Source organism: Pantoea trifolii (assembly GCF_024506435.1).
Lineage (GTDB): Bacteria > Pseudomonadota > Gammaproteobacteria > Enterobacterales > Enterobacteriaceae > Pantoea > Pantoea trifolii.
Genome location: NZ_JANIET010000001.1, coordinates 2,117,668 through 2,141,056 on the forward strand (window position 1 = coordinate 2,117,668; position 23,389 = coordinate 2,141,056).

18 protein-coding genes and 1 pseudogene are annotated in these 23,389 nt (G+C 54.6%); 8 read left to right on the plus strand and 11 right to left on the minus strand.

Annotated elements, in window-relative coordinates; all coding sequences use genetic code 11:
- Position 1 precedes the first annotated feature (1 nt).
- Positions 2-1,597 carry an ABC transporter substrate-binding protein gene (locus NQH49_RS09855; protein WP_256698411.1) on the minus strand — a complete coding sequence of 532 codons (1,596 nt, stop codon included), beginning with the start codon at positions 1,595-1,597 and terminating at the stop codon, positions 2-4.
- A gap of 126 nt (positions 1,598-1,723) precedes the next feature.
- Between NQH49_RS09855 and pepT the strand changes: the two genes are divergently transcribed.
- Entirely contained in the window at positions 1,724-2,950 is a 1,227-nt protein-coding gene (gene pepT / locus NQH49_RS09860) for a peptidase T (RefSeq protein ID WP_154156221.1), read from the plus strand.
- 72 nt (positions 2,951-3,022) lie between these two features.
- Here pepT and NQH49_RS09865 read toward each other — a convergent pair whose 3' ends face one another.
- Positions 3,023-3,802, minus strand: coding sequence for a transporter substrate-binding domain-containing protein (locus tag NQH49_RS09865; RefSeq protein WP_256696504.1), 780 nt, complete (start codon positions 3,800-3,802; stop codon positions 3,023-3,025).
- Between the two features lie 16 nt (positions 3,803-3,818).
- Positions 3,819-4,985, minus strand: coding sequence for a methionine aminotransferase (locus tag NQH49_RS09870; RefSeq protein WP_256696505.1), 1,167 nt, complete (start codon positions 4,983-4,985; stop codon positions 3,819-3,821).
- Between the two features lie 126 nt (positions 4,986-5,111).
- Here NQH49_RS09870 and NQH49_RS09875 point away from each other — a divergent pair, with 126 nt between their 5' ends.
- A complete protein-coding gene (locus NQH49_RS09875) occupies positions 5,112-5,954 on the plus strand; it encodes a LysR family transcriptional regulator (protein ID WP_256696506.1) in 843 nt (280 codons plus the stop codon).
- Here the strand turns inward: NQH49_RS09875 and NQH49_RS09880 are convergent.
- Together NQH49_RS09880 and NQH49_RS09890 are read right to left on the minus strand one after the other, a co-directional pair.
- Positions 5,951-7,619: pseudogene (locus NQH49_RS09880) on the minus strand (methyl-accepting chemotaxis protein). The gene NQH49_RS09875 and the pseudogene NQH49_RS09880 sit on opposite strands and share 4 nt — an antisense overlap.
- Before the next feature lie 212 nt (positions 7,620-7,831).
- On the minus strand, positions 7,832-9,349 hold the full coding sequence (locus NQH49_RS09890) for a carboxylesterase/lipase family protein (RefSeq protein ID WP_256696508.1): 1,518 nt from the start codon (positions 9,347-9,349) through the stop codon (positions 7,832-7,834).
- Between the two features lie 192 nt (positions 9,350-9,541).
- Here NQH49_RS09890 and NQH49_RS09895 point away from each other — a divergent pair, with 192 nt between their 5' ends.
- Positions 9,542-9,976, plus strand: a complete 435-nt coding sequence (locus tag NQH49_RS09895) for a DoxX family protein (protein ID WP_256696509.1) — start codon at positions 9,542-9,544, stop codon at positions 9,974-9,976.
- A gap of 51 nt (positions 9,977-10,027) precedes the next feature.
- On the opposite strand, the gene hglS is transcribed toward NQH49_RS09895, so the two are convergent.
- Together hglS and NQH49_RS09905 are read right to left on the minus strand one after the other, a co-directional pair.
- Positions 10,028-11,365, minus strand: coding sequence for a 2-oxoadipate dioxygenase/decarboxylase HglS (gene hglS, locus NQH49_RS09900; RefSeq protein ID WP_256696510.1), 1,338 nt, complete (start codon positions 11,363-11,365; stop codon positions 10,028-10,030).
- A gap of 88 nt (positions 11,366-11,453) precedes the next feature.
- Positions 11,454-12,788 (minus strand): MFS transporter, encoded by a 1,335-nt coding sequence (locus NQH49_RS09905; RefSeq protein WP_256696511.1) that lies wholly within the window; start codon positions 12,786-12,788, stop codon positions 11,454-11,456.
- Between the two features lie 322 nt (positions 12,789-13,110).
- Between NQH49_RS09905 and NQH49_RS09910 the strand changes: the two genes are divergently transcribed.
- A complete protein-coding gene (locus tag NQH49_RS09910; RefSeq protein WP_176971919.1) occupies positions 13,111-14,031 on the plus strand; it encodes a LysR substrate-binding domain-containing protein in 921 nt (306 codons plus the stop codon).
- On the opposite strand, the gene smrA is transcribed toward NQH49_RS09910, so the two are convergent.
- A complete protein-coding gene (smrA, locus tag NQH49_RS09915) occupies positions 14,028-14,594 on the minus strand; it encodes a DNA endonuclease SmrA (protein WP_154156237.1) in 567 nt (188 codons plus the stop codon). The genes NQH49_RS09910 and smrA overlap by 4 nt on opposite strands.
- Before the next feature lie 297 nt (positions 14,595-14,891).
- Between smrA and NQH49_RS09920 the strand changes: the two genes are divergently transcribed.
- Together NQH49_RS09920 and uspE are read left to right on the plus strand one after the other, a co-directional pair.
- A complete protein-coding gene (locus NQH49_RS09920) occupies positions 14,892-15,644 on the plus strand; it encodes a fumarate/nitrate reduction transcriptional regulator Fnr (protein WP_008106391.1) in 753 nt (250 codons plus the stop codon).
- A gap of 118 nt (positions 15,645-15,762) precedes the next feature.
- Complete coding sequence (gene uspE, locus NQH49_RS09925; protein WP_008106394.1) at positions 15,763-16,719, plus strand: universal stress protein UspE; 957 nt, start codon at positions 15,763-15,765, stop codon at positions 16,717-16,719.
- 77 nt (positions 16,720-16,796) lie between these two features.
- Here uspE and pntB read toward each other — a convergent pair whose 3' ends face one another.
- Positions 16,797-18,185: a Re/Si-specific NAD(P)(+) transhydrogenase subunit beta gene (gene pntB / locus NQH49_RS09930; protein ID WP_256696512.1), complete on the minus strand. Its 1,389-nt coding sequence runs from the start codon at positions 18,183-18,185 to the stop codon at positions 16,797-16,799.
- An 11-nt stretch (positions 18,186-18,196) separates the two neighbouring features.
- On the minus strand, positions 18,197-19,726 hold the full coding sequence (gene pntA / locus NQH49_RS09935; protein ID WP_256696513.1) for a Re/Si-specific NAD(P)(+) transhydrogenase subunit alpha: 1,530 nt from the start codon (positions 19,724-19,726) through the stop codon (positions 18,197-18,199).
- A gap of 539 nt (positions 19,727-20,265) precedes the next feature.
- Between pntA and ydgH the strand changes: the two genes are divergently transcribed.
- Positions 20,266-21,222 (plus strand): DUF1471 family protein YdgH, encoded by a 957-nt coding sequence (ydgH, locus tag NQH49_RS09940; protein WP_256696514.1) that lies wholly within the window; start codon positions 20,266-20,268, stop codon positions 21,220-21,222.
- Positions 21,223-21,446: 224 nt separating this feature from the next.
- Complete coding sequence (locus NQH49_RS09945) at positions 21,447-22,838, plus strand: amino acid permease (protein ID WP_008106401.1); 1,392 nt, start codon at positions 21,447-21,449, stop codon at positions 22,836-22,838.
- Here the strand turns inward: NQH49_RS09945 and NQH49_RS09950 are convergent.
- A complete protein-coding gene (locus tag NQH49_RS09950) occupies positions 22,835-23,248 on the minus strand; it encodes a hypothetical protein (protein WP_008106403.1) in 414 nt (137 codons plus the stop codon). The two genes, NQH49_RS09945 and NQH49_RS09950, sit on opposite strands and share 4 nt — an antisense overlap.
- Positions 23,249-23,389: the final 141 nt, after the last annotated feature.

Sequence of the window (23,389 nt, forward strand, 5' to 3'; positions counted from 1 at the left end):
CTCAGTTCTTGATATCCACCGGATAGAAGATGTGTTTACCGAACGGATCGACCTGATAACCGCTCACCGACTTGCGTACCGGCTCAAAGATGGTTGAGTGCGCAATCATCACCGCGGGCATTTGGTCATGCATGATCTGCTGCGCTTGCTGGTACAGCACTACGCGTTTGTCGTGATTCTGCTCGGCACGCGCTTCGGTGATAATCTTCTCGAACGGCTGATAACACCATTTCGATGAGTTGGAGCCGCCATTCGCTGAAGTGCAGCTGTAGAGCGGGCCGAAGAAGTTATCCGGATCGCCGGTCGCGGTGGTCCAGCCCATCAGCGCCGCCTGATGTTCGCCGCCTTTCACGCGCTTAAGGTATTCGCCCCACTCATAGCTGACGATATTGGCTTTGATGCCCACTTTGGCCCAATCCGCCTGGATCATCTCTGCCATTCGTCGCGCATTCGGGTTATACGGTCGCTGAACCGGCATCGCCCACAAGGCGATTTCGGTGCCTGGCTTAATTCCAGCTTCCTGCAGCAGCGCTTTGGCTTTCTCAGGATCGTAGTCGTAATCCTTAAGATCTTTATCCGCACTCCACACGTCCGGCGGCAGGATGTTTTTCGCCACCGTGCCGGTGCCTTTAAAGATGGCATCGATAATAGCTTGCTTGTTGATCGCCATCGCCAGCGCCTGACGCACCTTCACGTTATCCAGCGGCGCTTTGGTAGTGTTGAACGACAGGAAACCGGTATTCAGGCCCGATTTCTGTTGCAGCGTTAAATCGGGATTGGTGCGCATCTTCTCCAGATCGGCCGGATTGGGGAACGGCATAATCTGGCATTCGTTTTTTTCCAGCTTGGCGTAACGCACCGAGGCGTCCGGCGTGATGGAGAAGACAATGCGATCGAGCTTCGCCTTGCCCTGCCAGTATTCCGGGAAGGCTTTGTAGAGGATGCGTGAATCTTTTTGATACTGCACCAGCTCAAACGGTCCGGTGCCAATCGGCTCCATATCGACCTTCTCCGGCGTGCCGGCTTTTAACATCTGGTCGGCGTATTCTGCCGAATGAATCGAGGCAAAATACCACGCCAAATCGGCGAGGAATGGCGCTTCAGCGTGAGCTAAGGTGATGCGCACAGTATTGTCATCGACTTTTTCAATGCTGGTGATCAGCTTGGCCAGCTCAAGGCTTTCAAAGTTGGTGTAGTTACCACCAGAGACATTGTGGTACGGGTTTTTGGGGTCCATCTGGCGCATAAACGAGAAGATCACGTCATCGGCATTAAAATCGCGCGATGGCTTAAACAGCTTGTTGCTCTGGAATTTCACCCCTTTGCGTAGATGGAAGGTGTAGACCTTGCCATCCGGGCTGATATCCCAGCTCTCAGCGAGGCTGGGCACCAGTTCGGTGGTGCCGGGCGTAAAGTCCACCAGGCGGTTAAATATCGGCACTGCGCTGGCATCGACGCTGGTTCCCGAGGTGTACAACTGCGGGTTGAAGTTCTCTGGCGATCCTTCAGAACAGTAAACCAACGTTTTTGCCGAAACCCCGCCCGCAACCGCCAAGCCGATTGCCGTGAGAGTGAGATTTGCCATCATTTTTTTCATCATGATCCTCGCTTTTTATTGACTTCCATGAGTCTGCTTCGTTATTTAATGTTCATCTGATTAATAAATAACATGATTTAACCAGCACGCGTACTACAGACGCCGCAATGCTAATAAGGAATTGTGATGACAGACCAACTTGCCAGCCAATTGACCCAGCGTTTCTACCGTTATCTGGCGGTTTCCAGCCAGAGCGATGCCAAATCAACTACGCTGCCGAGTACGCCGTCCCAACATGCGATGGCGGAGTTACTGGCAAAGGAGCTGGGCGAACTGGGATTGCAGGATATTGTGATTGACCAGCACGCTACGGTCACGGCGGTGAAACCCGGCAATCGTCCCGATGCGCCGCGTATCGGTTTTATCACCCATATCGATACCGTGGATGTTGGCCTCTCGCCGGATATCCATCCGCAAACTCTCACGTTCACCGGTGAAGATCTGTGCCTTAACAGCACGCAGGACATCTGGCTGCGCGTGGCGGAACATCCGGAAATCAAGCCCTATCTTGGTCAGGAGATTATCTTCAGCGACGGCACCAGCGTGCTGGGCGCCGACAACAAAGCCGCCGTCACGGTGGTGATGACGCTGCTGGAGAACCTGCGTGGCGATCACGGTGATATCGTGGTGGCATTTGTGCCCGATGAGGAGATTGGCCTGCGCGGCGCCAAAGCGCTCGATCTGGAGCAGCGCTTTAACGTCGATTTCGCGTGGACTATCGACTGCTGCGAGCTGGGTGAAGTAGTGTATGAAAACTTCAATGCCGCCGCCGCTGAGCTGGTGTTTACCGGCGTACCAGCGCATCCGATGTCGGGCAAAGGCGTGTTGGTCAATCCGCTGCTGATGGCGCATGACTTCATCTCGCGCTTTGATCGCTTAAAAACCCCTGAACATACCGAAGGCCGCGAAGGCTATATCTGGTTCAATGATATGAATGCCAACGCCAGCCGCGCGGTGTTGAAAGCCTCGATTCGTGATTTTGATTTGCAGGGCTTTGATGCGAAGAAACAGCAACTGGTGGAAGTGGCCGACGAAATTGCTGCGCGTTATCCCACCGGCCATGTCGCGCTGACGATTAACGATACTTACAGCAATATCAGTAATGCGATTGGCGAGGATCGTCGCGCGATTGATTTGATTTTTGCCGCGCTGCAGCAGGTGGGCGTGGAGCCGAAAGTGATCCCGATGCGCGGCGGCACCGACGGTGCTGCGCTGTCAGCCAAAGGATTACTGACGCCGAACTTCTTCACCGGCGCGCACAATTTTCATTCGCGCTTTGAATTTTTACCGGTTCCCTCGTTTGTGAAGTCGTATCAGGTGGCAGAAGCGTTGTGTTATTTAGCCGCGAAATAAAAGAAAAAGGTCGTCATAAATGACGACCTTACGGTTGGATTGGGGTCGCCAAACATGGCGACCTTTTTAACGTTATTTGCTGGCTGAAACATCAATCCCAGGGAAGAATTTCGCCGCCAGCTTGGTGACGGTGCCATCGGCTTGCACCTTGGTGATCGCCGCATCCAACTCTTGTTTCAGTTTGTCATCGCCTTTACGCAGGCCAAAACCGATACCGGTGCCGAGAATAGTGTCATCTTCTACCGGCTTGCCGGCAAAGGCGAAACCTTTACCCTGCGGCTTTTCGAGGAAGCCCGATTGACCGGCAGCTGACATCACCAGCGTGCCGTCAAGACGACCGGCAACCATGTCGTTGTAAACCTGGTTCTGATCCTGATAAGAGGTCACTGTAACGCCCTGCGCTTCCCAGTGCTTCTTGGCATAGGTTTCCTGGATCGAACCCTGCAGCACCCCGATGTTTTTGCCTTTCAGTGATTCGGCGGTTGGCAGCAGCTTCTCGCCCTCTTTCACGATCAGCATGGTCGGAATGCGGTAGATCGGTTTGGTGAAGTCGATGCTTTTTGCACGCGCTTCAGTGATGTTCATCGCTGAGTTGATAGCATCAAATTTTTTCGCCTGCAGAGCCGGAATCAGGGCATCAAAGCTGCTTTCCACCCATTTACAGTCGAAGTGACCTACCTGGCAAATCGCTTTACCCAGTTCGATATCGAAACCTTCCAGTTCGCCCTGCGCGTTGCGGCTCTCAAATGGCGGATACTGCGATTCCAGACCATAGCGTAAGGTTTCCTGCGCCAGCGCGTGCGCCGAGGTCAGCATGCCCAGAGCGACAAACAGTGCGTTCAATTTTTTCATTATATTTACCCCTAAGTTACCCTTTGACCTGGCAGAGCGCTTCTGCACCGGCCTGAAGTGTTGCGTCGTCTTTTGCGAATGACAGGCGAATTAATTTATTGTCAGTGCCGTCCATATAAAACGCCGACAACGGAATGGTGGCCACACCGTGATCGACGATGAGACGTTTTACCATTTCGCTATCACTTTCGTCACTGAAATGTCCGTAACTGGCCAATATAAAGAACGAACCGGCACTCGGTAGCAGCTTAAATGGCGAATCCTGCATCAACGTCAGCAGGCGATCGCGTTTTTCCTGATAGAACGGCGACAGCTGCAGATAGTTTTGCGGGTTTTGCAGATAGTGAGCAAAACCGACCTGCATCGGCGTATCGGCGGCGTACATCATGAACTGATGGACTTTGACGATCTCTTCCATCAGCGCTGCCGGTGCCAGCGCATAACCCACACGCCAACCGGTTACGTGGAAGGTTTTGCCGAAGGAGGAAACCACCACGCTGCGCTGCGCCAGTTCCGGATGCGTTGCCATGCCGCAGTGCTTACGGCCATCAAACAGAATATGTTCGTAGACTTCGTCAGACAGCACCACGATATCGGTGTTGCGCGTCAACGCGGCTAACTGATCCAGATCCGCCGCTGACAGCACTTGCGCGCTAGGATTGTGCGGCGTGTTGATGATGATCATGCGGGTGCGCGGCGTAATGGTGGCACGCAGTTCGTCCCAGTTGATGGCGAAATCAGGTACCTGCAACTTCAGACCAATCGGCGTAGCGCCTTGCAGACGGACCACCGGCGCGTAGCTGTCAAAAGCCGGTTCGAAGAAAATCACCTCATCACCCGCATGCACCAGTGCGGAAATCGCCATGTAAATGCCCTGGCTGGCACTGCCGGTGATCAGCACTTCGCTACCGGCATCATATTGCTGGCCATAAAGTGTGTGCACTTTCTGCGCCAGCGCTTCTCGCAGTGACGGCAGGCCGGTCATTGAGGCGTATTGGTTATGACCGTCGCGCATCGCCTTACTCACCAGCTCAACCAGGTGCGGATCGCACGGGAAGTTGGGTGCGCCCTGCGACAGGTTGATGGCTTTGTGTTGCGACGACAGCTGACCGATGACGCTAAAAATCGTCGTGCCGACATCGGGCTGTTTGGATGAGAGGTTAACACTGCTATTCAGGGTCATCGGTGCCTCGTGAGGTTGCATAACCACGTATCGAAAGTAGATTTCTATTCAACGGCGTGCGGCTTGAGTCGACAAGCGAATTGTTGTCATAATAGCCATGATTAAAAATCATAGCTTGAGGTTGTTATGTCCCGCTCTGCTCTGCCGCTCAATGCCATTCACGCGTTTCTGGTGACCGCGCGCCATCTCAACCTGACGCGAGCCGCCAGCGAACTGTGCATCACCCAAGGCGCAGTGAGTCGTAAAATCGCCACGCTAGAAAGCTGGCTGGGATTCGCGCTTTTTATCCGTCACGCTCGTGGCCTGCATCTCACCGAACAGGGCGCGGCGCTGTTGCCGGAATTGAAGCAAGGTTTTGCCATGCTGGTGAATGCCACAGAAAAAGCCAGCCGCAGTAACGCCGCCATTCGCCTGAAAGCGCCCACCTGCGCCATGCGCTGGCTGGTGCCGCGTCTGGTGGCGCTGGAACAGCAGCGTCCGGATATTCACGTGGCGTTGACCACCACGCTCGATCATGGCTCGCAGTTGGATAATTTTGACGCGGCGATTGTGTTTGGCCCAACGCCCGCCGGATCGATTTGCCTGTTTGAGGAGCGTTTAACGCCGGTGATGGCCAGCAGCGTCACGCCGCCGAGCCAGATTGGCGAACTGGCGAAGTTTACTTTTTTGCATCCAACGCAGGATTCACGCGACTGGCAGCTTTGGCTGGCCGAATTGGATGCCGCATTACCGATGGCGCGCAATCAGCATTTCGCTACCATGGATCTAGCCATTAGTGCCGCGATTCAGGGATTTGGCGTCACGGTGGCGGATGTGACTTTAGTGCAGAACGATGTGTTGAATGGCCGACTGATTGCGCCATTTGCCGCCAGTGTGGCCACCGGCGCGAGCTACAGCCTGTTACAGCAGGCAGAAAAAGATGCGCCACCGTTCCTGCCGGAACTGGTGGCGTGGTTATCAGAGGTTTAGAAAGAGACCCATTCGTCAGAGGCCGGTTTCGGCTGCGTAGGAACTGCGCCTGCCAACACCGGACGACGCAGCGCGGTTGGCGAAACCACGGCCTTGTTCACCGGCGCGCTGTCCGACAAGCGGAATTTCGCCACCGAAGCCTGCAGCTCCTGCGTTTGACGCTCCAGCGCGCTGGCGGCGGCAGAAACCTCTTCAACCAGCGAGGCGTTCTGTTGGGTGACGCTGTCCATTTCGGTGACGGCGGTGCCGACCTGCGAAATGCCTTTGCTCTGCTCTTCCGACGCTGCGGCAATGTGCTTCATGATCTCATTCACATCCTGCACCGACTTAAGAATGTTGTGCATGGTGCTGCCCGCGCTGCTCACCAGCTCCGACCCTTTTTCCACGCGCTGCACGGAATCCTCAATCAGTGTGGCGATCTCTTTCGCCGCACCGGCGCTGCGCTGTGCCAGATTGCGTACCTCGCTGGCTACCACGGCAAAACCACGGCCCTGTTCACCGGCGCGTGCGGCTTCCACCGCAGCGTTCAGCGCCAGGATGTTGGTCTGGAAGGCGATGCTATTAATCACGCTGGTGATTTCCGCGATCTTCTTCGAGCTGCCTGAGATGCCTTGCATGGTGGTAACCACCTCACCCACCAACTTGCCGCCCTGCTGCGCGGTGCCGGTGGCAGTTTCTGCCAGCGAACTGGCCTGACGCGCGTTGTCGGCGTTGAACTTCACGGTGGCGGTCAACTGCTCCATACTGGCCGCCGTTTGCTCCAGTGCGGCCGCCTGCTCTTCGGTGCGCGAAGAGAGATCGTTGTTGCCGGAGGAGATCTCCGCCGCGCCGCGATAAATGTTTTCGGTTCCACTGCGAATCGCGCTTACCGCTTCGCGCAGGCTGTCCTGCATGGCACGCAGCAGTGGCACCAGTTTGCCGACGCAGTTACGGCCAAACTCTTCCACCGGCTGGCTCAGATCGCCCTGCGCAATAATAGAGAAATGGTTGCGGATGCGTTCCAGCGGTTTCACCAGCATCGCCACCAGATAGCGATCGGTAAACAGCAGGATGAACAATCCAATCACTACCGCCACCAGAATGATCACTTTGGTGATGCTGGTGAGCTTATCAACAATGACGCGCGTCTCATCCAGCTTGCTACCAGCGGCTTTATTGAAGGCTTCAGCGCTGGCACCAAACGCGCGGCTCAGCGGCGGCGTGACGTTATTGGCTTGCGCGCCGATAGGCTTCAACCGTGCCCTGCTGCGCCAACGAAACCTGCGGGGCGATACCTTCATCCAGCAGTTTTTGCCAGTTGGCAATAACGCTATTGGCGGTCTCCGCGTCCATCGGACCCGGCGCCATGGCTTTAAACTGCGCCAGCAGGTTTTTCATATTGTCGAGCGCTTGCTGTACCGGCGCGAATGCATCAGCACTGACTGCATTGCCCGCAGCACGACCTTCCATCACACGCGACAGACGCGTAACCACACGAAAATATTGATCGTTTCCTTTGCTCAAAACCGTCATTTGATTAACCAGCTGGCGGTCAATCTCGTTGCCCTCGCCGAGGGCGTTCAGTGAGTGGACGCTAAACAGCCCAACGGCACACCACAGCAGGCAAAACAGCCCAAGAATGGTGAGCAATACGGCGCGGATGGTGAAATTTTTTAAGATACCCATACATAATCCCGTGGTGTGAAACGCGAAGGAGGCCCGAAAAATCGGGCATATTGCGTTTATCGGCATCGGATGGGGAAAATGTAACGGTTTTGTAAGCTAATTAATTGCTTACTGACGCAGGTGAGGAAAAGGCGCTTTTGTGATTAATCAGCAAGATAGGCGAGAATTTGGCTTATAAATTCATTTGCCTGCTTACACCATTAGCAGGCTCATCAAAGCTTAACGTGGCTGCGCATCATTAAACGGAACAAACGCAGCCGTCCACGCATAAACCGCGCCTTTACCACCGCCTGGGCTTTGCCCTGATCGCCTAACGCCAGCGTCAGATCGTTGCCCGGTCGCCAGACTGGCCAATCAACCTCGCCGGGCAAGTGCGCGCTGAACTCGCTGGCTTCCCGCGCGAAGGTGACCCAATAGGCGCTAACTGCGCCGGCGAACGCTTTATCCTGCTCGCTGTAGCTGCGTTCCGCTGACGGCGTTAGCGTATCCAGCGTGTTGAAGACATAGGGAATTTCATTGCCGTGCCAGGTACCGTGCGGATAGAGATCGCGCACATTTTCAGAGACGTAATCGAACCAGTAACGCCATGCGGGCATGCCGATATTGTGCTGCGCCTGAGCGACCATAAACGGTAACACCGTGAACGCCATATCGCGCGCCACCGCGCGTCCCAGCAGCGCATCATCATGAATGTCGTACAGCCACTTCATCAGACGATAACTGACGCGGTTCTTACTGCGCATCTGCCGCAACACCGCCGTGGCATCCACGCCAAAATAGTCCAGCACGCTGGCTTCATCACTGTTGCTGCCGATCATTAACGGGATGCGATGCTGCTTACCGCTCATGAAGGTGGTTAGCATCGGTTTTGGCAACACCGCATCGCCGCTGATGGGCACCGGGCCGAGCGCCAACGGGCGTTCTAACGGCCAGAATTGTTCGGCGGGTAGCTCGCGCAGCTGCTCGGCGCTGGCATCTTCGGGTAAAGAAAAATGCGCCGCCACCTGCAAACCGATTTGCTGTGCCTGCTTTTGCGGGATGTCGGGCAAGCTGTAGGCGCTTTGTACAATGCCTTTGTGAAACAACGCCTCGGAGAGTGGCGAGCAGCACAGCGATAACACGCTGCGCGCGCCGGAGGATTCACCAAATAGCGTCACGTTATTACGATCGCCGCCAAAGGCAGGAATGTTGCGCTGAATCCATTGCAAGGCGGCAATTTGATCGAGTAAGGCAAAGTTGTTGATCACGCGCCCGGCGGGATATTGCGCATCCAGCGCCGGATGAGAGAAGAAGCCGAAGTGGCCAAGGCGATAGTTGAGCGTTACGACGACGACGCCTTGCGCCGCCAGCGCTTTGCCACGATAGGGATCGAGATGGCCCGCGCCGATGGCAAAACCGCCGCCGTGCAACCAGACCATCACCGGCAACGGCCGCGATGGCTCGACATCCGGTGTCCAGATATTGAGGTAGAGACAATCTTCACTGAAGCGACCGGGATCGCCACCGCCAGCGGCCACGCAATAGTCACGGTTCTGCCAGCTTGCCGCGCCCCATTCAGTTGCATCTCGCACATCCTGCCACGGTTGCACCGGCTGCGGCGGTCGCCAGCGTAAAGCGCCTGTGGGTGCGGCTGCGTAAGGTATTCCTTTGAAGACAAAAAGATCTTCGTCCATCAGGCCTCTGAGTTCACCTTCTGCGGTCATGATCCTCAGACGTCGTTCATTTTTCATCTCGGGTTCCCTGATAATGCATCGTTCCATTATTTGCAGGCCTTGGACGAATGTCCATGTTCTCAAAGCATTTGCAGATTATGCCGAACCGTGGCGCGATTCTTTGAACAACTCCATCAAATATTTTGGCTAACCCCATTGAGACCAATTGTTTTAAGGTTGCAAGTTAACCTGGCGCGACGGAGAAACACCATGTTGGGTGGCATTAACCAGATGTTCAACCGGATGAGCGATCACCCGGATTTCGGCAAACTGCTGTTACGCCTGACGTTTGGCGGACTGCTGCTGTTTCATGGGGCGTTCAAGGTGGTGCATGGTGTGGGCTGGATAGCGCACATGCTCGCCGTCAAAGGGATGCCAGGTTTCATCGCTTACGGTGCTTGCATCGGGGAAATAGCGGCACCTGTAATGGTGATCATCGGATTACTGACGCGCCCTGCGGCGTTCATTATTGCGGTGAACATGATTGTTGCGACTCTGCTGGTAAAAATGGGCGCTGTCTGGCATCGCACAGATGTCGGAGCCTGGGCGCTGGAGACAGAAGCTCTTTACCTGCTGGGCGCGCTCGCCATTATGTTTTTGGGTGCCGGGAAGTACACGCTGGTGCGTGACGCGCGCTTGCAATAACCACAAGAAAAGCAGCCGGTCTGCTGAATTTCAGACCGGCTGTAACATTTCTTACGCTACGCCACAGCGCTCAAGACTGCGCTGCTGCATCTGCTGATACAACGCCATCTCATCCTGCACCGCTGTACCAAGCGCGCTTTCAAAATCCGCCCGGCTGGCATTACCTGCGCTGCGCGTTTGCGCCACATCGCCCAGATTTGACTGGAAAATCCCCGCTGCGCTCACCGGCAGGAAATCCTCGTAAACGATCGGTTCGGCGCTCAATCGCCCTTCTGCCAGCAACTGCGTCACGCTTTCGCCCGCGCGTGGCGGCAGATGCTCGCCTTTGTCGGTCAGGCGATAGCGGAACCAAGCCAATTGCTGTTCGCGCAAGGTCTCCTCGTCATCGGGGAAGTCACCAAACACCGCGCTGAGATGTTGCTGGTGATGTTGGTTATCGCTGCCGGTACCGGCTTCGGCCAGCAAACGATCGTAAAGTTCGCGCCCTTTCGGCGTGAGCGCTGCGCCGCGCTGTTCAATCTCACCAAAGCGCGCGGTATGCGTGCCCGGCGTGCCATCATTAAAGTGCACCGCTTCTTCCAGGGCTTTGAAGCTGGTCTGGCGCAGTAGAATCGGCACTTTGCGCTGCGGCGGGCCTTCAATCAGGGTTTTGGGATCGATACCGCGTGACGGCATCAGTGATTGCACGCGATCGATATCTAGCGTGCGCGGCGTTAAATGATTGATGTGGCAACCGCGGAAACACACCACATCGGCAATCAGACGATGCTGCTGGCTCAATGCGCGATAGGTGGCGCTGTCTACGGTGGTGTGCGCATGCCAGCGGAAAGTTTCCAGCGCTTCCTGCACGAAAGTCGCCGCATCCGCTGCGTTTAAACCGCCCTGCTGCTGATGCTTAGCGATCAAGGCACGGCAACCCGGCGTAAAGATATCGCGCGCGGCGAGAATCGTAGCGGCCTTCTCACGCAGCGCCGCATCATCAATCAGTTCGAGACGCAGCAGCGAGGTGAACACGCGGAACGGATTGTGGCGCAATGCGCGGTCGCTGACCGGACGAAACGCCGTGGAGTGCACCGGCACACCGGCTTGCGACAGGTCGTAATATCCCACCGCTTCCATGCCCATCACGGCAAACATCTGGCGCAACGTTCTGAGTTCATCGGCCTTGCCGACACGAATCGCACCGTGACGCTCGACGCTGAGGCGACTCAGCTCATCAGCAGCCGACAAGCGGTTTTTCAACTCGGGATTGGCTTCCAGCGTACGTTCATTAACGGCGGTGACCAACTGCGTCAGCGTGCCGTATTGCGGCACTTCCTGCTGATACATGGCCGACATTGCCTGCGAGAACAGCGTGCGGATGGCATCGCTGCTGAGAAAGTTTGGCATCATCATCACCTTGGGCTTACGGGTTGATGCTACTGTAGATCAACCCTTTAGCGGCGGGTAACAATTTCGTGGAACTGTGATCGCCTTGTCACTCAGTGAGGTTTGACTGGTCACCAAAACGACATTTCAGCACCAGCATGAGGGTGGTTAATACCGCAGGAATCGCCAGCAGCAGGAAGATCTGACTGAACGTCCAGCCGAGCGTTAACAACTCAGCTCCGACAAAGGCGCTGATGATGGCGCCGATGCGGCCTACGCCGTGCATCCAGCTCGAGCCGGTGGCTCGGGCGTGTGTGGGATAATAACTGGCGGAGAGCGCATTCATGCCGGTGTTGGCACCGTTGAAACAGAAGCCGCTGCAGAAAGCGATAGCGCTCATTAAGCCAACCTGCGCAGGAGAAAAACCCAGCGCCACAATGGCAATGCCGCCGCAGAAATAGATCACCGCCAGCGCCAGATTGGCGTTGATGCGATCCATCAACCAACCGGCAAACAGCGAGCCAATGGTTCCACCGGCCTGATACATCGCCGTGACAATCGCCGCTTCCGTCACCGACATGCCAAGCGTGCTGATCAGCGAAGGCATCCAGCTGCCAATCAGGTAAACGAGGAACAGCCCCATAAAGTAGCCGCCCCACAACATCAAACTGCCAAACAGATAGCGGCGCGACAACACGGTTGCCACGGAACCTTTACGCGCGGTGGGCAGCTCAGTGCTTTGGTAATGGCTACCCGGCTGCACGGTGCCGGGCAGCATACGTTCGAGGATGGCGTGAATATGTGCGGCAGGCGCACGACGGCTAATCAGGAAACGTACCGATTCCGGTAAGCCGCGCACTAAAAAAGGCAGCACCAGCAGCGGCAGCACGCCGCCCATCAGCATGACGGAGTGCCAGTCATAGCGCGGCAACAGCCACGAAGCGGCAAAGCCACCGGTTGCGGCTCCAAAGGTAAAGCCACAGAACACCACGGTAATAATGAAGGAGCGACGACGTTCGGGCGCGTATTCGGCCACCAAAGTGCCAACGTTAGGCATGGCGGCGCCAAGCCCTAAACCGGTGAGAAAGCGGAACAGCATCATCTGTTCGATGTTCTGCGCCATCGCCGTGGCCAGCGTCCACAGGCCGAAAAACAGTACGCTGATCAGGATCATCACGCGGCGACCATAACGATCGGCCAGCGGCCCGGCGACCATCGCGCCCAGCGCCAGACCAATCAACGCTGCGCTGATCACCAGGCCGAGTTGATGGTTAGTCACGCCCCAACTGGCTTTCAGCGTCGGCGCGATAAAGCCCATTAGCGCAATGTCCATGCCGTCCAGCGCCACTACCACGAAGCACAGCGCGATTAAGCGCTTCTGCCAGCTGCTAAGCGCACTCTTATTGATAAGCTGGCGAACATCTACTGCTTCAACGCTGGTCACGTAACGACTCCTGCACTTTTAACCGTTTAGGGCATCAGTTTTAGTAAAAAAAACGGCGCTTATCATAGCTCATCGTTAACAATAGCGGGCACTGTTTTTGGATGTAATTGAGAATTATTCAGCTTTTATCGAATTATGTTGTTGATTTTACGTAAGCTGAATATTCGACAAAAAGTGTCATTTGCAGCATTACGCTTAAATTCAGCAGGTTAGGCATAAAGGTTGTGTCGCGGCGTTTTTGTTAATATAAATTTGCAGGCAAGTTAACATAATTAACGTTTCCTCATTGCTGCTTCTCGTCATAACTCATTATGTTGGGCGTATGGACAAAAATATCCTTTTCAATCAGCGCATTCGCTTGCGTCATTTACATACCTTTGTGGCGGTAGCGCAGCAAGGCACGCTCGGTCGTGCCGCTGAAACGCTCAATCTGAGCCAGCCTGCTTTGTCGAAAACACTGAATGAGCTGGAAGAGCTGGCAGGCGCGCGGCTGTTTGAGCGCGGACGGCTCGGCGCGCAGCTCACCACGCTGGGCGAACAGTTTCTGATTCATGCGGTGAAAGTGCTGGATGCGCTCAATCATGCGGGTCAGAGCTTTAACGCACCGCAGCCTGGCCGGCCGGTGGTGATTCGACTCGGCGCGCTGACTACCGCTGCGATGGGCATGCTGCCGCAAATTCTTGATCGCTTCCATGAACAGCAACCTAACACCACGGTGCAGGTCGCAACGTTGCACAATAACGTGCTGTTGGCCGGTTTACGTGCGGGTGAGTTTGATGTTGGCATTGGTCGGATGGCGGACAGCGACATGATGGCCGGGTTAACCTATGAATTGCTGTTCCTGGAATCACTTAAACTAGTTGTGCGCCCGGATCATCCGCTGTTAAGCGAAAACGTTATGCTGTCGCGCGCGATGCAGTGGCCGGTGGTGATTTCTCCGGAAGGCACCGCGCCACGCCGTATCGCGCAGCATATGCTGAATGAGCAAGGTTGTACCTTGCCAGCAAACTGCGTCGAAACCTCATCGACATCGCTGGCGCGCCAGCTGGCGCTGCGTTACGACTATGTGTGGTTTGTGCCTTCCGGCGCCATTAAAGAAGATTTAAATCACGATGCGCTGTGTGCGCTACCGATTGCCTCGCCGGGGCCAGGCGAACCGGTTGGCATTATTACGCGCAGCGGCAGTCCGCTAAGCCTGAGCGCCGAAGTGTTGATGGCGACCATCCGCAAATTCCACAGCTAGCGACTGTGTTTCGCATGACGTTCACGGTTCTCGAGGCGCGCCTGTTCGGTTTTACGTAAGCCGACATAGAGCGCGCCCGCCCCGCCATCTTTCGGCTGCGCCGTGCAAAAGGTCTGCACTTCTGCAAACTCCTGCAACCATCGCGCCACATAGCTGCGCACAATATTGGCGTGCGACTCATCGTCACGACCTTTGCCATGAATGATCAGCAGATTGCGCAATCCATGTTTGTTGGCTTGTTGCATAAAGCTGAACAGCGCCTGACGACAGGTTTCAACCGGTTGACGCAGCAGATTAAGGCTGGCTTCCGGCGGATATTTGCCTAGCCGCAGCTTATCCAGCACGCCTTGCTGTACGCCCTCAACCTTAAATTCCAGCGGTGTTGTCAGTGGAACGATGTCGAGAAAGCCACGCGTAAGGAAATTTTCCTGCTCGTCACTTTCCTGCGGCGCGCGTGGCGCTTTAGGCGAAGGGGCGCGTAGCCATTGGGTGTTAGCGCAGTTTTTTAATGGTGTTACATCACCCATGGCATCGCGGAAAAGGTCTTCATCATCAAGGTTCATGGTGTTTCCTCTCGCCTGGTGTTTACCTGAGCGTCCAAATCGACGCCAAAGCAAAAGAGTAGCAAAGGATTATTTGCAAAACATCTGTCACTTTTTGCGCTGTATTAAGCCATGTCTAACTGTAAACCTGGCAACAAAACGTTCCAGATCAATAAATGCCCTTAGGTCAGACCAGCGCAAACCCTGTAATACCTGACATTTGTGGGGTTTTAAGGACATTTACTGCTCGGATGAGTTCCCTTCGCTTCGAAAAATGTTAAAATTGACCGCAGTCAATAATCATCGAGCGTAACTAATATGATCCAGGAAAAACGCAGCATTCGACGTATTCAGTCTGGCGGTTGTGCCATCCATTGTCAGGATTGCAGTATCAGCCAATTGTGTATTCCCTTCACGCTGAACGAGCACGAACTGGATCAGCTGGATAACATCATTGAGCGCAAAAAGCCGATTCAAAAAGGCCAGACGCTGTTCAAAGCCGGTGATGAACTGAAATCGCTCTACGCAATCCGCTCCGGCACCATCAAAAGCTACACCATCACTGAACAAGGCGACGAGCAAATTACTGGCTTCCATCTGGCAGGCGATTTGGTTGGTTTTGACGCCATTGTCGGTGCAAAACATCCAAGCTTTGCGCAAGCGCTGGAAACCGCAATGGTGTGCGAAATCCCGTTTGAAACCCTCGACGATCTCTCTGGTAAAATGCCAGCGCTACGTCAGCAGATGATGCGTTTGATGAGCGGTGAAATCAAAGGCGATCAGGATATGATTCTGCTGCTGTCGAAGAAAAATGCCGAAGAGCGTCTGGCGGCGTTTGTCTGGAATCTGTCGCGCCGTTTCGGCCAGCGCGGTTTCTCACAGCGTGAATTCCGTCTGACCATGACGCGCGGCGATATTGGTAACTATTTGGGACTAACCGTAGAAACCATCAGCCGTTTGCTGGGTCGCTTCCAGAAAAGTGGCATGCTGGCGGTTAAAGGCAAATATATCACCATCGAGAACCACGCTTTGCTGGCAGAATTAGCTGGCCAGACCGAACAAGCCGCGTGATTTTGTGCCGGGTTAATAAAAGTTATTTTATTGATCCGGCAACAACTTTTCCGCTTCTGCCCTGTCCAAACTTAGGCTATCTTTAATCCAACTTGCTTTGGTTTTAGGAGATCGGCCTATGTCCCGGTACCAAAATATTCTGGTGGCTATTGATGCCCAGCAGGACGATCAGCCCGCGCTGCGTCGTGCGGTTTATCTCAATCAACGTATCGGCGGAAAAATCAAAGCTTTCCTGCCTATTTACGACTTCTCATATGAAATGACCACGCTGCTGTCGCCCGATGAGCGCTCCAATATGCGCAAAGGGGTGATCAGCCAACGTACCGAATGGATTCGCCAACAGGCCCAGGCATATATTGAGGCTGGCGTTGAAATTGAAATCAAAGTGGTTTGGCATAACCGTCCGTATGAAGCCATCATTCAGGAAATTATGGCGCATCAGCATGATTTAGTGCTGAAAATGGCACACCAGCACGATCGCCTGGAAGCAGTAATCTTCACCCCGACGGATTGGCACCTGCTGCGGAAATGCCCTTGCCCAGTGTGGATGGTGAAAGATCAGGCGTGGCCTGAGGGCGGCAAAGCGGTGGTGGCGGTCAATCTCGCCAGCGAAGAGCCGCATCACGATGAGCTTAACCAGAAGTTGATTCGTGAAACTACGCTGCTGGCCGAGATGGTGAATCACACCGAAGTGCATTTGGTCGGCGCTTATCCCATCACACCCATCAACATTGCTATCGAACTGCCGGACTTTGATCCTAGCGTCTACAACGACGCGATTCGCGGACAGCATTTAGTGGCGATGAAAGCGCTGCGACAAAAATTCTCAATCGGTGAAGAGTTCACCCATGTGGCGAAAGGTTTGCCTGAGGAAGTGATTCCGGATATCGCTTCGCATCTGGACGCCGGCATTGTGGTGCTCGGCACCATCGGCCGTACCGGTTTGTCAGCAGCGTTTCTGGGTAACACTGCGGAACAAGTGATCGATCATCTGCGCTGCGATTTACTGGCGATCAAGCCAGATGATTTCAAATCGCCGATTGATTACGATGACGAAGAAGATGAAGACGATTGATTAAAAAAGGGCGGCTCGCAATGGCCGCCCTTTCACTATCTACTCAGGGCGGTGAGTCACATCACCGCCCTGCTTTTTTACAGCGCGCGCAGAATGCCTTCCACGCTCGCTTTCGCATCACCAAACAGCATCTGCGTATTGCCTTTAAAGAACAGCGGATTTTGGACGCCTGCATATCCGGTGCTCATCGAGCGTTTAAACACAATCACGTTCTGCGCTTTCCACACTTCCAGCACCGGCATGCCAGCGATTGGACTGCGCGGATCTTCCAGTGCGGCTGGGTTAACGGTGTCATTCGCGCCGATCACCAACACGGTATCGGTATCGCTGAAGTCATCGTTAATTTCGTCCATTTCCAGCACCACATCGTAAGGTACTTTCGCTTCCGCCAGCAGCACGTTCATGTGGCCCGGCAGACGACCGGCAACCGGGTGAATACCAAAGCGAACTTTAATACCGCGTGCGCGCAGCTTTTCGGTAATCTCAGCCACCGGATACTGCGCCTGCGCCACCGCCATGCCATAACCCGGCGTGATCACCACAGAAGATGAGGCTTTCAGCATTTCTGCTGTTTCTTCCGCCGTAATTTCACGGTGCTCGCCGACTTCATCGCTTTCGCCGCCCACGCTTACGTCGGTACCAAAACCACCGGCGATCACGCTGATAAAGGAGCGATTCATCGCTTTACACATGATGTAAGAGAGGATGGCACCGGAAGAACCGACCAGCGCGCCGGTAACAATCAGCAAGTCATTACTCAGCATGAAGCCCGCCGCCGCGGCGGCCCAACCGGAGTAAGAGTTCAGCATCGAAACCACAACCGGCATATCCGCACCGCCGATCGACGCCACCAGATGCCAGCCAAACACCAACGCAATGATGGTCATCAGCAGCAGCGCAAACACCTGCGCGCCAGTGCTATCGGTTTGCACGAACCACAGCATCAGCAGGAAGGAAACCACCAGCGCCGCAAGGTTCATCTTATGACGATGCGGCAGCATCAGCGCTGAAGAGGAGATCTTGCCGCGCAGTTTGCCAAATGCCACCAGTGAACCGGTGAAGGTCACCGCACCGATAAAGATGCCGAGGAACACTTCGGTCAGATGGATATTTTCCATCACCGGCGCGAGGCCTGGCGCGTGGTCGATGTAACTGTTGAAACCCACTAACACCGCCGCCAAACCGACAAAGCTGTGCAGAATGGCAACCAGCTCTGGCATTTCGGTCATTTCGACTTTCTTCGCCAGGCGCAAGCCAATCGCACCACCAATCACCATCGCCACCAAAATCCAGGCAACGTTACCGGTATTCGGGCCAAAAATGGTGGCCAGCAGCGCAATGGCCATGCCGCTCATGCCAAAAATATTACCCTGCTTCGAGGTCTCGTGTTTCGAGAGACCAGCAAGGCTGCAAATAAACAGAATCGCGGCAACAATATATGCTGCAGTAACTAATCCGCCAGACATGTTGCTACCCCTTAATTCTTACGAAACATTTTCAGCATGCGCTGGGTGACGGTGAAACCACCGAAGATATTGATGCTGGCGATCAGCACGGCGATAAACGACAGAATCGTTACCCAACCGCCGTGGCCCATTTGCAGCACCGCACCCACCACAATAATGCCGGAAATGGCGTTGGTGACGGCCATCAACGGCGTGTGCAATGCGTGACTCACGTTCCACACCACGTAATAGCCGACCACGCAAGAGAGCGCGAAGACGGTGAAGTGCGACAGGAAGTCCGCTGGCGCCACGTTCGCCAGGCAGGCAAACAGTACCACTGCCAACGCCAGTAGCAGATACTTACGCCACGGCGAAACCGGCTTGGCTTCGGCCTTCGGCAGCGGCTGGGCTGCGGGTTGCGCTTTCGGCGCGGCGGAAACCTGAATCGGCGGCGCTGGCCATGTCACTTCGCCATCACGAATTACCGTCACGCCACGCACTACCACGTCTTCGAAATCAACGGTGATTTCGCCGTTTTTCTCTTTGCACAACAGTTTCAGCAGGTTGACGAGGTTGGTACCGTAAAGCTGTGAGGATTGCGTAGGCAAGCGGCTTGGCAAATCGGTGTAGCCGATAATCTTCACGCCGTTGGGGGTTAAGGTCACCTGATCGGCAACCGTCAATTCGCAGTTACCGCCGGTTTGCGCCGCCAGATCGACGATCACGCTGCCCGGCTTCATGCTGGCAACCATCTCGGCAGTAATCAGCTTCGGTGCCGGACGGCCTGGAATCAGCGCGGTGGTGACAATAATGTCGACGTCTTTTGCCTGCGCGGCAAACAGCTCCATTTCCGCCTTGATAAAGGCTTCAGACATCACTTTGGCATACCCATCGCCACTGCCCGCTTCTTCTTCGAAGTCCAGCTCAAGGAACTCGGCGCCCATACTCTGCACCTGCTCTTTCACTTCCGGACGCGTATCGAAAGCACGCACGATGGCACCTAAACTGCCTGCCGCACCGATGGCTGCTAATCCCGCGACGCCCGCTCCAATCACCATCACTTTGGCTGGCGGTACTTTACCGGCAGCGGTGATTTGACCGGTGAAGAAGCGACCGAACTCGTGCGCGGCTTCAACGATGGCACGATAACCCGCGATATTCGCCATTGAGCTCAACGCATCCAGCGCCTGGGCACGAGAAATGCGCGGCACCGAATCCATCGCCATCACGGTGACGTTGCGTGCTGCCAGTTTCTCCAGCAACGCTGGATTCTGTGCAGGCCAGATAAAGCTCACCAGCGTGCTACCGGCGCGCGTCAGTTCGATCTCTTGGTCGTCAGGCGCATTCACTTTTAACACGATGTCAGACTGCCACACATCTTGGGTGTTGCTGATGGTGGCGCCGACGGCGATAAAGCTCTCATCATCGAAGCTGGCGCGAAGTCCTGCGCTCTGTTCAACGGTGACGCTAAATCCCAGCTTGATCAGCTGCTCAACGGTCTTTGGCGTGGCGGCCACGCGCGACTCATTGGCTAACCGTTCTTTGGGTATCCCAATTAACATACTGTTTCCCTTCAACAATTAAAGGATGAGGTTCTGTGAGTGGCAAAAAGCTCAAAAGCCGAAACCGTGTTTCAGCTTTTTATGAGCAAAATGCACAATGTAACAAAGTCTTTATAACCTACTGAAAATATGAAGAGTGATCCACAGCGATAACGCCTGGTTATGACATTCACACAAATATTCAGACGCAAAGATTGAATGCCACGTTTTGCTACTGCATTTGATGTTTATTAAAAAATATTCTGCTGCGCAAAATCGTGTCATGTCGAATTAAGTATTATCAAAAACCTTTATTTAACAATGCGATAACTATTATGGCATTAAGTGTTACCAGAATAAGTGGTTATCTGTGCAAAAAAGAGCCGTAACAGGAGTCAATGACAGGCCGATGAATAAATGGCAGAGATTGTCAATGTTATGCGCTTAAATTGGCTGAGACAGGCCGATTATTACATGCAATAATCAGCGGCTAATCTGTTATACATCAAGAGTCCAGCACGTTTTCGTACTCATTTTGCGTAAGGCGAAGGATCATTTTTATGAAGCTGAAGAACACCATTCTGGCGTCAACCTTGTTATCACTGCTGGCGGCAAATGCGTTTGCTGCTAAAGAGTTAACGCCAGAGCAAGCGGCCGCGTTGAAACCATTCGAACGTATTAATATCAGCGGCCGTTTCAATGCGATTGGCGATGCAACTGATGCCATCTCTAAAGAGGCTGATGCGAAAGGCGCTGACTCTTTCTATGTACAGGGCATCAATGATACCAACGGCAACGGCGGTAACTGGCGCGTAACGGCGGACTTGTATAAAGCCAACGCACCAAAAGCAGATGACTCCACTAAATACCGCACCTTCTCCGGCGTGAAAGAGTTGCCGAAAGCAGAAGCGTATCGCCTTGAGCCGTACGATACCGTATCGGTGAATGGTTTCTTCTCAAGCCAGCCAGATGTTAATGAAGCGATTGCCAAGGCAGCCAAAAATAAAGGCGCGGCATCCTTCTTTATCGTGCGTCAGGTGGATGCCAACAACGGCGGCAACCAGTACGTCACCGCTTACATCTATAAAGCTGATGCACCAGAGCGCAAAGTTCAGAACACCTCTGATTCGATCCCAGCGGATTCTGAAGCCGGTAAAGCAGCACTGGCCGCTGGCGGCGCCGCCGCCACTAAAGTAGCGATTCCTGGCGTGGCCTCTTCCGATACGCCAAGCCGTAACGTTGGTCGTTTCTTCGAAACCCAGAGCTCAACTGGCCAACGTTACACGGTTAAAACCGCCGATGGCCGTAGCGTGCAGGAAGTGAATGCGATTACGGCTGCGCAGATGCAACCGTTTGATACCATCACTTTCTCCGATCACTTCGGTACTCCAACCGAAGTCTCTGAAGCGGTTGGCAAACGTGCCGTAGAAAAAGGCGCTAAGTACTATCACATCACGCGTCAATGGCAGAACCAGAGCGGCGGCAACCTGACCGTCACTGCCGATCTGTTCAAGTAATTCCGATTAAGGGCGGCGTCCGTCGCCCTTTCCAAAATCTCCTTCATACTGACTGCATAATCTGTGCGCAGATTTGCATAGTCTTGCATTGCCTTCCCCCTTTGCACTCCGTAAAATCTGCCGCCTGTTTTTAGGGGATTCCGTTTCAAAATTGGCTAACTGCCACGCGAGACTCCAGCGGAATCGTCACCACCCAGCATACTCTGCTGCTTAGGATGGGCGTTTTGGATAAAAAATTAGGTCTTAGTGCGCTCACCGCGTTGGTGCTCAGCTCAATGCTGGGCGCTGGCGTGTTCAGCCTGCCGCAAAACATGGCGGCGGTTGCCGGCCCGGCGGCGCTGCTGATCGGCTGGCTGATCACCGGCGTTGGCATCATCTTCCTGTCACTTGCCATGCTGTTACTGACGCGGCTTAAACCCGAGTTGGATGGCGGCATCTTTACCTATGCGCGCGCCGGCTTTGGTGAGCTGATGGGCTTCTGCTCGGCGTGGGGATATTGGCTTTGTGCGGTTATCGCCAACGTCTCTTATCTGGTGATTGTCTTCTCGGCGTTGAGCTTCTTTACCGACACGCCGGATCGCGTGGTGTTTGGCGATGGCAATACGTGGCAGGCGATGCTCGGCGCATCGGTGCTGCTGTGGCTGGTGCATTGCCTGGTGCTGCGCGGCGTGCAAACGGCGGCCAGCATTAATTTGCTGGCAACGCTGGGCAAGCTGGTGCCGCTGCTGCTGTTTGTGGTGCTGGCGCTGCTGGCGTTCAACTACGATCGCTTCCGCTTTGATTTCAGCGGTGTCGAACTCGGTCAGCCGCTGTGGCAGCAGGTGAAGCAAACCATGCTGATCACCTTGTGGGTGTTTATTGGTGTGGAAGGCGCGGTGGTGGTTTCTGCGCGTGCGCGAAATAAGCAAGATGTCGGACGCGCCACGCTGATGGCGGTGCTGGCCGCGCTGCTGGTCTATTTGCTGGTTACGCTGCTGTCGTTAGGCGTGATTCCGCGTGCCGAACTGGCGCAGATGCGCAATCCTTCCATGGCCGGTTTGATGAAGCATCTGCTGGGTCATTGGGGCGATGCGGTGATTGCGGTTGGGTTGATTATTTCGGTGTGCGGCGCCTATCTGAGCTGGACAATTATGGCCGCTGAAGTGCCGTTCCTCGCTGCGCAACAAGGTGCCTTCCCACGCAGCATTGCGCGCCAGAATCGCCACAACTCCCCTTCGGCCTCGTTGTGGCTGACCAACGGCAGCGTACAGGTTTGCCTGATCTTGATCGCCTTGACCGGCGCGGATTACAACACGCTGCTGACCATCGCCTCAGAAATGATTTTGGTGCCCTATCTGCTGGTTGGTCTGTATCTGATTAAGGTGGTGCGCGGGCAAAACAAACCCTGGGCGATGTTTACCGGCATCGGCGCCAGCGCGTATGGCATTTGGCTGCTGTATGCGTCCGGTCCCTTGCATCTGCTGCTTTCAGTGGTGCTTTATGCGCCTGGATTGCTGCTGTTCCTGTACGCACGACGCGGCGGCCGTGGCGACAAGATGTTGTCACAGCTGGAGCGCATCGCGATTGTGTTGTTGATGGCGGCGTCACTGCCAGCCTTGTGGCAGCTAACGAATTAGTGCGGCTGAACGGGAATGGAAACGCACAGCAGGTCATCCTGCTGTGTCAGATTGAGCGGCTTTCGGTATTCCTGATGAATAGCGTCAAGCTGCTCGGCTGACAGCGGATATGGCAGCTGAATATCAAAGCGACTGATGTGCTGTTGCTCGGCCAACGTGATGAGGCGCGCGATATTAATCTCGTCGCTCACCTGCGTTGAAATGATTTGTAATGCTAATTCTTTGAGATGATCGTCGCTGGCCTGAAGGTTATGCGCCGATTTACGCGTCACCATGCCAAAAATAGGCATCACGCCATAAATGGCATCGACAAAACTCCAGCGTTTTTTGCAGGAAGCGGAGAGAAAATCACTGTAATTGAAGCAGATGCGATCACTGTATCCGGCTGAAGCCAGCTCTTTATCAGACACTCTCGCACTCCTCCTGTTTTTCGTTACGGTTCCGAACCTTGCGCTACAACGCGCCGCTAATGATGGCACATTTCACGGTATACATACCAGTAACGCAGGGATATTTCGTGCGGTAACGTAGAGCTCAGGACCAGGAAAAGC

What these genes read in the sequence shown, in the direction of transcription:
- NQH49_RS09855 (WP_256698411.1), bottom strand. Translation starts at nt 1,597, where the DNA reads ATGAAAAAAATGATGGCAAATCTCACTCTCACGGCAATCGGCTTGGCG.
- pepT (WP_154156221.1), top strand. Translation starts at nt 1,724, where the DNA reads ATGACAGACCAACTTGCCAGCCAATTGACCCAGCGTTTCTACCGTTAT.
- NQH49_RS09865 (WP_256696504.1), bottom strand. Translation starts at nt 3,802, where the DNA reads ATGAAAAAATTGAACGCACTGTTTGTCGCTCTGGGCATGCTGACCTCG.
- NQH49_RS09870 (WP_256696505.1), bottom strand. Translation starts at nt 4,985, where the DNA reads ATGACCCTGAATAGCAGTGTTAACCTCTCATCCAAACAGCCCGATGTC.
- NQH49_RS09875 (WP_256696506.1), top strand. Translation starts at nt 5,112, where the DNA reads ATGTCCCGCTCTGCTCTGCCGCTCAATGCCATTCACGCGTTTCTGGTG.
- NQH49_RS09890 (WP_256696508.1), bottom strand. Translation starts at nt 9,349, where the DNA reads ATGAAAAATGAACGACGTCTGAGGATCATGACCGCAGAAGGTGAACTC.
- NQH49_RS09895 (WP_256696509.1), top strand. Translation starts at nt 9,542, where the DNA reads ATGTTGGGTGGCATTAACCAGATGTTCAACCGGATGAGCGATCACCCG.
- hglS (WP_256696510.1), bottom strand. Translation starts at nt 11,365, where the DNA reads ATGCCAAACTTTCTCAGCAGCGATGCCATCCGCACGCTGTTCTCGCAG.
- NQH49_RS09910 (WP_176971919.1), top strand. Translation starts at nt 13,111, where the DNA reads ATGGACAAAAATATCCTTTTCAATCAGCGCATTCGCTTGCGTCATTTA.
- smrA (WP_154156237.1), bottom strand. Translation starts at nt 14,594, where the DNA reads ATGAACCTTGATGATGAAGACCTTTTCCGCGATGCCATGGGTGATGTA.
- NQH49_RS09920 (WP_008106391.1), top strand. Translation starts at nt 14,892, where the DNA reads ATGATCCAGGAAAAACGCAGCATTCGACGTATTCAGTCTGGCGGTTGT.
- uspE (WP_008106394.1), top strand. Translation starts at nt 15,763, where the DNA reads ATGTCCCGGTACCAAAATATTCTGGTGGCTATTGATGCCCAGCAGGAC.
- pntB (WP_256696512.1), bottom strand. Translation starts at nt 18,185, where the DNA reads ATGTCTGGCGGATTAGTTACTGCAGCATATATTGTTGCCGCGATTCTG.
- pntA (WP_256696513.1), bottom strand. Translation starts at nt 19,726, where the DNA reads ATGTTAATTGGGATACCCAAAGAACGGTTAGCCAATGAGTCGCGCGTG.
- ydgH (WP_256696514.1), top strand. Translation starts at nt 20,266, where the DNA reads ATGAAGCTGAAGAACACCATTCTGGCGTCAACCTTGTTATCACTGCTG.